Origin of the sequence: Metabacillus sp. Hm71 (genome assembly GCF_051842955.2) — a bacterium.
Classification (GTDB): domain Bacteria; phylum Bacillota; class Bacilli; order Bacillales; family Bacillaceae; genus Metabacillus.
In genome coordinates this window covers 242,265-253,789 of the sequence record NZ_CM200278.1, presented here as the reverse complement: position 1 = coordinate 253,789, position 11,525 = coordinate 242,265, and the positions used below count along the sequence as shown (strand labels likewise).

The window sequence follows — 11,525 nt, the reverse complement described above, 5'->3', positions numbered from 1 at the left end:
TTGTCCTTTTGTATTGCCTAAAATCATACAGTACAGCCTATCTAAACTGCCTTACTGATCGCCTCAATTGCGGCGCTATCCGCCTTTTCGAACCACTCTCCCCTTTTTCCAAGTACAAAAAAGGTCGAATCTATAAAAACATAGATCCGACCTTTTTCATTTTATTTTGAATTAGAGTAGCGGCGCTTCGCTGAGTTACTATAGCTGCCTTTGCCTCTGTCACGATCACCGTAAGAGCGGTTGTTGTTTTTCTTTTGTCCGCCGCTTCGGTTATAGTCGCCCCTTCTTTTGTTGTTAGAACGACCTTTGTTTTTAGAGGATTTAATAAATAACGGCGCTTCCTCTGTTAATTTTACTTCTACATCATTTGGCTCTTTCGTCATGAACTTAATAGCAGCAGCTACTACTAACTGTGCATCAAATTCTTCTAGAAGCTCCTCAGCAGTACGCTTGTAGAAAGAAAGGTTGTCATTTTCAACGATTGAACGAATTTTCTCAACTGTCATCTGTTGTTGACTTTCAATAGCCTCATCAACTGTTGGCGGCTTCATGCGGTCCATCTTGCGTTTTGTTGTACGCTCAATGTTTTTAACGATATCCATTTCTCTTGGTGTTACAAACGTCATCGCCATACCTGTTTTCCCCGCACGACCAGTACGGCCAATTCGGTGAACGTAGCTTTCAGGATCTTGAGGAACGTCGAAATTATATACATGTGTGACACCTGAAATGTCCAGTCCACGTGCTGCAACATCCGTTGCCACTAATACTTCAATCGCACCCTCTTTAAATTTACGTAAAGTTGACATACGCTTCGCTTGAGTGAGATCCCCATGAATGCCTTCTGCTGTATATCCTCTTAATGTTAACGCCTCAGCTAATTCATCTACACGGCGTTTTGTACGGCCGAAGACGATGGCAAGCTCTGGAGATTGAATATCGAGCAATCTTGTGAGAACGTCAAATTTCTTTCTTTCTTGAGTTTCTAGGTAGTACTGGGTAATGTTAGGCACAGTCATTTCTTTCGCCTTTACTTTGACCAGTTCAGGATCCTTCATGAACTTTTCTGCAATACGGCGAATTGGATCTGGCATTGTGGCAGAGAACAATAAAGTTTGGCGATCTTCTGGAACATTTGAAAGAATTGCCTCAATATCCTCGATAAAGCCCATGTTTAGCATTTCATCTGCTTCATCTAGGACGATTGTGTGAACAGTATTTAAACGGATTGTTTTACGGTTGATGTGATCAATAAGACGACCAGGTGTTCCAACAATAATATGAGGATTCTTTTTCAATGAACGGATCTGTCTATTAATATCCTGACCACCATAGATCGGAAGAACACGTGAGCGTTTATGATAACCAATTTTATAAAGTTCTTCAGAAACTTGAATGGCTAGTTCACGTGTAGGAGCAACAACAACAGCTTGAATATTATTATTCTTTACGTCAATTTTTTCAATAAGCGGGATTCCAAATGCAGCTGTTTTTCCTGTCCCAGTTTGCGCCTGCCCGATAACATCTTTATTTTGCAGACCCAACGGAATCGTTTGTGCCTGAATCGGAGACGGCTCTTCAAAACCCATTTTACTTATTGATTGCACCAGTGACGAACTTAAACCTAAATCTTGAAACGTTAATGTCAATGTATTCATACTCCTTCTATATCGTTTGCTGTAAATATTTACAGACCTTATAGGTAACAGGTTTTTAATCAAATTTATCTATCTAATTCAATAAGCTGAAAACAATTTGGTCAGCCTATCAAATGATGTATCATCAATAAAACGTTCGAATAAATTGCCAACAAAAAATGCCCTTTTTCACCAAGGGCAGCAGTTTACCTTATTTAAAGCCCGCAAACACTTTAAAAGTAATCATACCACTACCAGTTTTTTATTTCAACTTGAACTAAAACGAACTGAACCAAAACATGCATGATTTCCCATTCTTTTCTTGGATAAATATCGGAATTTTTTTTTTGTAAATTGTTTAGCTGACTGAGTTTTGATGTGAAAATTCCCTATTACCTGCAAAAAGGAAATTCTCAACATATTCCTTTAAGTCCTCATAATCTTCACCATGGCATACATGGTGCTTAGAGCATGGGAGCAAACGGAGTTCCTTCTCTTTTGAAGGGATGGTTTTGTATAAATAATGTGCGCTTTTTACAGGCACAATCCCGTCACATTCACCTTGTATTATAAGAACTGGCAAGGTTAATTTTGTTAAATAAGGCTTTACCCTCTTCACTAATTTCTGAAATTCAATCGTTGCAAGCAGCGGAGTTTCAAATATTTTTTTCTTATAACGTTTAAATAACTCGTTTTCTTTAATTTTTCCGGTCATCATATCTTTCAACATATCTTTGCAATCAATCAACAATTGTTTTGGATTTACATAATAAACCGCTGCACTTAAGAGCACCAACTTCTTTACTTCATATTTTGCTGCTAAATAGGAAGCAATGACACCTCCCATTGAAAAACCGACTACATATACCTCGTCAGCTTCTTTCATCAGGGCTTTTAGCTCTTTTTCTGCATGTGCAATCCAATCATGATAGGTATACCCTTTTAGCGAAAGTGTTTCTCCATGACCCGGAAGAGTTGGCACTTTAACAATCCAATCTGTCTTTTCCTTCATATAGGTCGCCAAAGGCTCTACCTCATATGGCGCACCTGTAAAACCATGAATAAAGAGACATCCGATCATGCGTAGGTACCCCTCCTTAAAGAGCAAAAACGGTTTTTACGTAAGCAAAACCTTTTCTGCACCACATGAGCTTATTTTTAACGTTTTATGATTTATTCATTCCTGTTTTTAAAAACTTTATCAGTTTTGGGATAGCCGACTAGTCTTGTGGCCTAGTCGGCACTTGTGCTTCCTCTACTTCGAGAACCTCCTCTAATGGAATTTTCACATTATTAATTCATTTACGACCTCTTCAAGTCTCATTCCTCGAGAAGCCTTTACAAGCACAACATCGTTTTTGTTTACCATTGATTTTAGCTTGGTGATTAATGCCTGTTTATCCTCAAAATGATAGATACATTCCTCCGGCAGGTTTTGTTTAGCCCCATTTGCAATTTCAGCCCCTAGTTTTCCGTAGGTGAATAGATGAGAAATTTCAGCTTTTTTTATCGCTGCCCCTACCTGACGGTGAAATTCCACTTCATTTTCCCCTAGTTCAAGCATATCTCCAAGGACAACGTATTTTTGTTTAAAGCCGGTTAAATCTTCAAGTAAACGAATGGCTGCAAGCATTGAGGTAGGACTTGCATTATAAGCATCATTAATAATGGATACCCCGTTTTTTGACTCAATTAACTCTAAGCGCATCCCTGTTATTTTTATTGCTTTGAATCCTTCGATAATGTCTTCTTCTTTTACATCAAAGAAACGGGCGGCTGCATAGGCTGCCAGCGCATTGCTGACATTATGCTTTCCAAGCACTGGAATGAAGAATTCAGTATCATTGATGTTAAAAGACGTTCCATTTACCTGCTGATGAATCGATGTCGGGAAATAATCGTTTTTCGAAGTCTCTCCGAAAGTTACAGAGGATATTGATAAAGATGGGACCCGCTCTTGCAGCAACGGTTCATCTCCGTGATAAATCAATAAACCATCCTGTTTTACACCTTTAACAATTTCAAGCTTAGCTTCGGCAATTCCCTCTCTTGATCCTAAATCCAGTAAATGAGCTTCACCAATATTGGTAATAATCGCTGCATCAGGCTTCGCAATCTTTGATAAAAGTTCAATTTCACCTTTCCCGCTCATTCCCATTTCTAAAACAGCAATTTCTGTATCTTCAGCCATGCTTAAAACGGTTAAAGGCAAACCGATATGATTATTAAAGTTACCTTTTGTTTTATGTACCTTATAGGTTGTTTCGAGAACGCTTGATACCATATCCTTTGTCGTTGTTTTCCCATTGCTGCCTGTAATCCCGACAACCTTTGGTTTCACCTGCTGCAAGTAGGCTTCAGCAAGATCTTGCAACGCCTTTAATGTATCGTTAACAAAAATAACCGGTATCGTTTCCGGCGGATTCGGCTCCTTTTCATCCCAAATGACGGCTGCTGCGCCATTCTCAATGGCCTTGTCGACAAATTTATGTCCGTTGAACGTTTCTCCTATTAAAGGAAAAAATAAATTCCCCTTCTTTACCTGACGGGAATCAGTTGTGACTCCGTTTATCTTTTCATGCTTAAATGCTTGATCTAATCCCGAACCCTTTACCATTCCTTCAATTTCGGTTAGTGTACGCTGAATCATAGTTTAAGCTCCTTTTCTATGAATATAGTCTACCCAAACAAAGAGGAACTGATCATCAACTATTCAGCCCCTCTATTATAAACGCTATATTCAAGTTCTTAGTTCTATTAAAAAGTATGCTTGATTTGCTGTTTTTGTTCAAATCGTTCTAGCGCCAGTGAAACGAGCTTTTCAATTAATTGCGGATATTCAACACCCGTATGCTTCCAAAGCAATGGGAACATGCTATATGGAGTAAATCCAGGCATTGTATTAACTTCATTAATTAACGCCTTTCCATCCTCAGTTAGGAAGAAATCAGCACGCACTAATCCAGAACCGTCAATTGCCTTAAATGACTTGATCGCCATTTCTTTAATTGTTTCATATTCTTCATCGGTAATGTTTGCTGGAATAATGAGATCTGTATCTCCATCTTCATACTTCGCTTTATAATCATAGAATTCTTTTTTAGGCGCAATTTCACCAACAACAGAGCATACAGGATGATCGTTTCCGATGACGGCAATTTCAATTTCGCGGCCAACAATCCCCTCTTCGATAATAATCTTGCGGTCATATTCAAAAGCTTCTTTAAAAGCTTTTTCTAGTGACTCGCGATCCTTACATTTATTAATACCTACACTTGAACCTAAGTTAGCAGGCTTTACAAAGCAAGGGTAGCCTAATGTTTCTTCCACATTGTCGTAAGCTGCTTCTGGAGCCGTTTCAAAATCACTTTTAATAAAGGATACGTATTTTGCTTGCGCTAAACCTGCTTGAGCGAATAAATTCTTCATAACTACTTTATCCATGCCGGCTGCCGAAGCTAAAACACCATTTCCTACATATGGGAGATTTAAAAGTTCAAGCAATCCTTGTATTGTGCCATCTTCCCCATTAGGCCCATGCAACAGCGGGAATATAACATCAATTTTTTCCTGATCAGCTGCCTTTGCAGGGAATAATTCAGTATTTAAGGTAACAGGAGAAACTGTGTTGCCTCCATCCTCAAGTTTGAGGGAGCTTACTTGCTCTACAGGTGCATCTAACGCATTTCCTCTTACCCATTCACCATTTTGATTAATATAAATTGGATGTATTTCAAATTTATTCATATCTAATGCATTTATAACTGCAAGGGCTGTTTGCAAGGAAACATTATGCTCTGCAGACTTCCCTCCATATACAAGGCCTAATTTAATTTTCATGTAAATTTCCTCCTCAAGTATCATCATTCCTATTTTATCACTTTAAGCAAAAATTGTTATTAGAGATTCCTTTATTTCTTTTATAAGTTTTCGTAACAGCTTGTCTTTTTGTAATGATACTGTTAGATTTTCCATTTTTATTTATAAACAGATGAATTTTCCTTGAGGATATAGTATGTATATTGGATGCATTCTTTTTACTTTCCCTTTTTTGCTTCAAATGTATAAATTTTATGGTTTGATCTTTCTCCATTCACTTGCTGATAATCCCCTGATATTGTCACATTGGTAAAGCCAATTTTTTCAAGGACTAACTTAAATTCCTTTACACCAAACCACAGAAAAGTTTGCAGCCGTCGTTCACTTTGAAGGCACTCCCCTCCTGCCCATTGTTCATAGGTCAAAAAATAAGTGGCTTTTTGTTCATAGTAATCCACATCCACAATTTGTGATTCGAATACTAATAGGTTGTCTTTATCGTATATTATTTCCGATTTCTTTGGATTTGAGCGAGATTGTTCTTCCTGCAAAATCAAGTCGATGATGACCCTTCCATTCGGCTTTACATGATCATAACAGGATTTTAATGCCTTAATCGCCATAACTCTTTCCGGTATCGTTAAAAATTGCCCAAACGGTATAAAAATAGCATCATACAAATATGACGGCTTAATAGAAAGGGGCTCAATAGTTTGGCTTTCCGCAAATTCCTGTTTGGAAAAAACGACCCCTTCTACTTGCAAACCATTGCTATTTAATGACGACTGCAAAAGCGCCTTTCGTAAACCTATCTCAAGAATTTTACCCTTATGCTCTGAAAGCTGTTCACTATAGAAGCTAAAAGCCTTTGAAAACACTGTTTTCATTTCATTCCGTCCATCTATCTTGTCCATGACAAACCAACGTAAAGCAGCGTCCATTTTCACATCACTCCTAAACATAACTTTATAGGGGAGCTTCTTACATTACCCTTTATTATTCCCTTTTGTTACTAACAATTATGTAAAATAACAACCTCTAAAGACAATGTTTTTCCATTTTTTCTTTATAATGGAAGAAAGGAACTTTTTATTAGATAAGCGAAACATCTTTTCTTTCTAGTCGTCTTTCATTATGAGGCAAGGGGGAGCAAATCGTGGACAAACAAAGCATTTCACAAATTCTTGAAGCCAACAGAGCAAAAATTATTAAGACAACGAAAAATATTATTAAAAACCCCTCTTTGGTGGACGACATTGTTCAAGATGCCAGTCTAAAAATCTATACATACTTTCAAAAAAAGGATTATGTGTTACCTAAAAATCTGGAAGCATGGGTTACCATTATTACTAAAAATACTGCTTATGACCATCTAAGGAAACTGAAGCGGCAGCAAGATCTTCAGCAAAATATGAATGAAACATTTCAATCTCAACGTCCTTTAGGATCAGAGATTCCTGAAAATACACTGTTATCTAAGGAAAAGATTCAGCATATAAATGAAGTCTTCCACCTGCTCGATGAGGAAACGAAAGAAATATTCATTCTTCGAAATAATGGCTATTCCTATCAAGAAATTTCAAAAATGAAGAAACTTTCATTAGGTAAAGTAAAAACGAAGATTTTTCGCGGCCGAAAAAAAATGATGGATCACCTTATCGAAAAGGGGGTGCTGTAATGACCTGCAAAAAGTTCCAGCTAACTATCCTAAATTTCGACCAACTGTCTGAGAAAGACCAGAATCAGTTGTTAGAGCATATTGAACACTGCTCAGATTGTCAAACCTACTTTAATCGCTACTTAACATTAGAAGAAGGACTTGACTACATTCTTGAAACAGAAGAAGTTCATGTCGCTTCCATCAAGAAAAAAGCGTACCAGCGGATCTTGAAAACGGCATTACTCACCTGTGCTTCTCTTTTTCTTTTGATTATCGGTGCATGGAACACTCCGCCAGTAAAGGCTGCAATTAAGAAAGCATTAAACGAAGTAATTATGGACCATTTCCTAAAGGGCCAACAGCCATTAAACAATGTTGAGAATAGCGTATTAAAGGAGAACATTATTTATATTGAACAGGTCCTTCAAGATGGAGAAACGGTCTATGTGTATATTTCAGGACAAAAAGTGAGGAAAGAGTATAAAAATGGCAACTACTCGATATCAGATGGAAAATATTTAGCTTCCTATTCAAAAAAGGATAACTTGTTTGTACTACAAGAGCTTGATTATGAAGGCATTCCTTATGAAGTCGAATTCTTCCGAAACATCAATCCAATCAATATTTCCTTTTTAGGAGAAAAGCTGTATCTAGATCGAAAGGCTAATGTTTACTTAGTAAAAGAAGGGCATCATGTGAAAAGAGAATATTGGTTTGATAAAGATACTAGCTTATTTATTAAAGAAGTGGAAATTACCAATGGTCAGCGTCAGGAATGGGAAAGCTTAAAGAAGTTTGAAATTTTGACAGTTAAAAAAAATCATCGCTTATTCGATTTTATCGCGCCTGAAGGAGCAAGAATTATTGATGAGTCAATTAGGTAGGACAGCAGCGATGGCAAGGGTTTGCCCCCTCCCACAACATCAGTATATAGAAATTAATCTGTTAGATCCTATATAGGATGTTAGAGGGGGACTACCCATTGTTTTTAAGTTTAAATCATCATTATCCGGTTGCAAAAGATAAATAATGATAGGTTTGTTTCCCCACTACTCCATCAACAGTCAGCCCCTTTCGATGCTGAAACGCTTTTACCGCAGCTTCTGTCTTTGTTCCAAAAATTCCATCTATTGCTCCTGGCTCATATCCTAAACATCTCAATGCAGACTGTATCCCCTTTACATATGTACGATTATTCCCTGCAAAACCCTTTTTTGCTAGATAGGGATAATCAAAATCTATTTTCGTATTATTTAACACAACACCTATTGTTCGTCCACCAGAGGATCCCGCCTGGATATACCCCTTCCATCCCTGTCCAACAATCCAAGTAAAACCTGTGGATTCTGAATGTAGTTCTTTTGTCCAGGAACTCCTTCCATTACAGCTAAATGCTCTTACATAATAAGTTGCTGTACTACTTAATTGGGAGATCGTTGCTTGATCTTTATCGGTATAGTCTCTAGAGGGGAGGTCCAAAGACTCCTTTGCAAATGCTTGTCCAATGTAGCAGTTCCATACCAATACCAAGCTTACCATACATGTGATTATTTTCCCCATTCCATCTCCTCCTTTTTACTTAATACGGAGCCGAATGGAATAATGTTTCAAGTTTTTTACATTCTAGATGAAATACTAAAACAGTCTCTTTATTAATTGGGAGACACCTTGTACACTGGAGTTGTATATCATTCACTTTATTTTATCTCTTAGCTGCTTAAACTATTAAAGGAAGTGAAAATCTTGAAACGAATCAGTGTTTTTTGTGGTTCAAGTTCTGGGGCATCGCAAATGTATACAGATGATGCAAAACGACTTGGCACCCAGTTAGCAAAAGAAGGAATTACCTTGGTATATGGCGGTTCAAAGGTTGGTCTAATGGGTACTGTTGCAAATGCTGCATTACAAGCAGGCGGCGAAGTAATAGGCGTTATCCCAAGAATGTTAATGGAACGGGAAATCGCACATACTGGTTTAACAGATCTAATCATTGTAAATACAATGCATGAGCGAAAAGCGAAAATGGAGGAATTATCTGATGGCTTTATCGCTTTGCCTGGCGGTCCTGGAACGATGGAAGAGTTTTTTGAGGTTTACACTTGGGCTCAATTAGGTGAACACAAAAAGCCAATTGGCATGCTAAATAGCCATCATTATTATGATAAGCTTCTCTCCTTTTTTGACCATATGATCGAACAGCAATTTTTAAGATCTGAATATCACTCCATGATAATTGTCGAAACAGATCCTCATCAGCTCATTGAAAAATTCAGGCAATATGAGCCGCCAATACTTACAAAATGGATAAATCGCGAACAAACATAAGAATTATTTTTCGGGAAATAATTTGTCTAAACTTGACGGAAAAGAAGACTTATTCTGATAAGATTGAACCTCATAATTTATTTTTATTCATCTGGAATATCATCAATGATTTGTTAAACACTACATACATAGAGGTGAGGTTTAATGAATCGAGGGATATGGACAGCCCTTTCAGGGATTGGAATTGCTCAAGGATTAAAAATTTTTACCAATAAAAGAGTAAATGGTGTGTGGGATTGGCGGCCGATCTTCTCAACAGGTGGAATGCCCAGCTCCCATTCTGCAGGAGTATCTGCGTTAGCAACCTATGTAGCAACTAAAAAAGGCTGGGATTCTACTGATGCTGCTTTAGCTGTCATATTTGGAATTATTGTCATGTATGATGCACAAGGAATTAGAAGACATACTGGTGAAATTGCAAAAATAGTTAATGACCTTGATGCTGATATTGAAGTGCTTTCAGGTCATATGCCAGGTTTATTTCATGTAAAGCAAGAGAAGGAATTGAATGAGCTTTTAGGTCATCAGCCCGCTGAGGTTGCCGGTGGAGCCATATTAGGTGTTTTAATTGGACTCGTTAGTTCCATGTTAGAAATAAGAAAGTAAGAGAGAATGACTTAGAAGGATCGGGCGCTCTTTGTCCGTTCCTTCTGAGTCATCCTTATTCTATAAGTTAGTGTGTCAGCAATATGAATGCCTGGTAACCAAAATATAAGCCAAAGCCTATTAACGATATACCCGATATGATCGAGATAACAATAAGCAGTTGATTTGTTAAAAACCTACGGAAAGTGCTCGCTACACATGCCATCGTAAAATCCCAGAGCAACAGACCTGATATAATGGCTGAACTATAAATAATCAGTTGATTTGTGCTGTAGGATGCAGCTGCATTTGCTAAAACTGAGCCATATATTCCAAGCCAAAACATAATGGTAAGCGGATTTGCCAAAGACATGAAAAAACCAGAGAAAAATGATTTTGAATACGTAACATTTGTTCTTTGGTTATGTATCGTTATTTTACTTGCCCCAAACAGGCTTTCTATCCCTGTATAAACTAAGACAAAAAAGCCAAAAAGCCATAAAAAGGCCTTCATGATTGGAATATCTAAAAAATGCACTAACCCTAAATACACGACTAACATATAAGCTAGGTCAGCCATTGTAGCCCCTAATCCTACTAGCCATGCATTGATAAAACCGCCTTTAATTCCCTTATCAATCTGGGCTGCATTAACGGGACCGATCGGTGCTGCCAAAGATAATCCCAAAAAAATGTAGCTAATAATAACGTTCATTCACTTTCCCCCAGAATTACCAACAATTTGTGATGCTTGTACATTTTATTCATGAACAAGGAGATTATCACTAATTTTTCTAGGGGAAATCATCAATCCGTTATGAGATTCATATTTAAAGCTATTACGGAATAACACGTACATTAACCATAAAAAAACAGCCCAAAAGCTTATTTTTTATATTTGCTTAATGTACATTTACTAACTTAATATGTTCAATATGATGTCTTCCATGCCAGGAGTATAATGCTAGAGTTGTAGCTAATGAGATAAAACTACCCATTCCCGGATGATAAAAGCGTTTATCATAGTCAGCTTTGGTCATCGACCTTAGCAGATGTGACCACCGAATATGGAGGGATTCTAGTAATTGAACGGAGACATCTACAGGCAGCTCCGTAGCATCAGGTAAGAGAGCCCATGAATTTTCATCATACGCTTTGATCGCAGGTTTATCTTCAGTAAGGGCCAGCTTAAAGCGAATATAACTGTTCATATGGCTATCGGCAAGATGATGCACGACTTGCTTTACAGTCCAGCCGCCATGGCGGTACGGCGTATCCATTAATTGCGGTGAAAGGCCTGTTAATGCCATTTTTAATCGTTCTGGAGTTTCTTCAATGTCTAAAATCCATCGTGCAATGTCATCATTTGTTACGCGTTCTGGGGCTTTGAACTCTCCGATTGGATATTGAAGGCTTTTTCTCATCAGCACACTCTCCCTATCTAATTACTTCTTACATTTTGATTATATTTCCAATTCCTATTTTAAACAAGGAAAGTT

12 protein-coding genes are annotated in these 11,525 nt (G+C 37.7%); 4 read left to right on the top strand and 8 right to left on the bottom strand.

The genetic code is table 11. From position 1 onward, the window contains the following. Positions 1-161: 161 nt before the first annotated feature. The 5 genes from cshA to ACSVDH_RS01300 all read right to left on the bottom strand — a co-directional run bounded on the left by cshA (position 162) and on the right by ACSVDH_RS01300 (position 6,397). Positions 162-1,649 carry a degradosome RNA helicase CshA gene (gene cshA, locus ACSVDH_RS01320; protein WP_439253463.1) on the bottom strand — a complete coding sequence of 496 codons (1,488 nt, stop codon included), beginning with the start codon at positions 1,647-1,649 and terminating at the stop codon, positions 162-164. 346 nt (positions 1,650-1,995) lie between these two features. Further along, entirely contained in the window at positions 1,996-2,718 is a 723-nt protein-coding gene (locus ACSVDH_RS01315) for an alpha/beta hydrolase (RefSeq protein WP_439253464.1), read from the bottom strand. 204 nt (positions 2,719-2,922) lie between these two features. Next, a complete protein-coding gene (locus tag ACSVDH_RS01310; protein WP_439253465.1) occupies positions 2,923-4,287 on the bottom strand; it encodes a UDP-N-acetylmuramoyl-tripeptide--D-alanyl-D-alanine ligase in 1,365 nt (454 codons plus the stop codon). Positions 4,288-4,394: 107 nt separating this feature from the next. Further along, positions 4,395-5,477, bottom strand: a complete 1,083-nt coding sequence (locus ACSVDH_RS01305; RefSeq protein ID WP_299092631.1) for a D-alanine--D-alanine ligase — start codon at positions 5,475-5,477, stop codon at positions 4,395-4,397. Positions 5,478-5,674: 197 nt separating this feature from the next. Continuing rightward, positions 5,675-6,397, bottom strand: a complete 723-nt coding sequence (locus ACSVDH_RS01300) for a hypothetical protein (protein ID WP_439253467.1) — start codon at positions 6,395-6,397, stop codon at positions 5,675-5,677. Between the two features lie 215 nt (positions 6,398-6,612). Here ACSVDH_RS01300 and ACSVDH_RS01295 point away from each other — a divergent pair, with 215 nt between their 5' ends. Beyond that, positions 6,613-7,134, top strand: a complete 522-nt coding sequence (locus ACSVDH_RS01295) for an RNA polymerase sigma factor (RefSeq protein WP_439253468.1) — start codon at positions 6,613-6,615, stop codon at positions 7,132-7,134. Continuing rightward, the gene (locus ACSVDH_RS01290) at positions 7,134-8,000 is read left to right on the top strand and encodes a hypothetical protein (RefSeq protein ID WP_439253469.1); all 867 of its coding nucleotides are present in this window, start codon (positions 7,134-7,136) and stop codon (positions 7,998-8,000) included. Before ACSVDH_RS01295 ends, ACSVDH_RS01290 begins: the two co-directional genes overlap by 1 nt. Positions 8,001-8,121: 121 nt before the next feature. Here the strand turns inward: ACSVDH_RS01290 and ACSVDH_RS01285 are convergent, their stop codons facing one another. Next, positions 8,122-8,676 (bottom strand): peptidoglycan-binding domain-containing protein, encoded by a 555-nt coding sequence (locus ACSVDH_RS01285; RefSeq protein ID WP_439253470.1) that lies wholly within the window; start codon positions 8,674-8,676, stop codon positions 8,122-8,124. 183 nt (positions 8,677-8,859) lie between these two features. Between ACSVDH_RS01285 and ACSVDH_RS01280 the strand changes: the two genes are divergently transcribed. Next, a complete protein-coding gene (locus ACSVDH_RS01280) occupies positions 8,860-9,441 on the top strand; it encodes an LOG family protein (protein ID WP_439253471.1) in 582 nt (193 codons plus the stop codon). 144 nt (positions 9,442-9,585) lie between these two features. Further along, a complete protein-coding gene (locus tag ACSVDH_RS01275; protein ID WP_439253472.1) occupies positions 9,586-10,047 on the top strand; it encodes a divergent PAP2 family protein in 462 nt (153 codons plus the stop codon). Positions 10,048-10,114: 67 nt separating this feature from the next. On the opposite strand, the gene ACSVDH_RS01270 is transcribed toward ACSVDH_RS01275, so the two are convergent. Together ACSVDH_RS01270 and ACSVDH_RS01265 are read right to left on the bottom strand one after the other, a co-directional pair. After that, on the bottom strand, positions 10,115-10,741 hold the full coding sequence (locus ACSVDH_RS01270) for a LysE family transporter (RefSeq protein WP_439253474.1): 627 nt from the start codon (positions 10,739-10,741) through the stop codon (positions 10,115-10,117). Between the two features lie 187 nt (positions 10,742-10,928). Next, entirely contained in the window at positions 10,929-11,450 is a 522-nt protein-coding gene (locus ACSVDH_RS01265) for a YfiT family bacillithiol transferase (protein ID WP_439253475.1), read from the bottom strand. Positions 11,451-11,525: the final 75 nt, after the last annotated feature.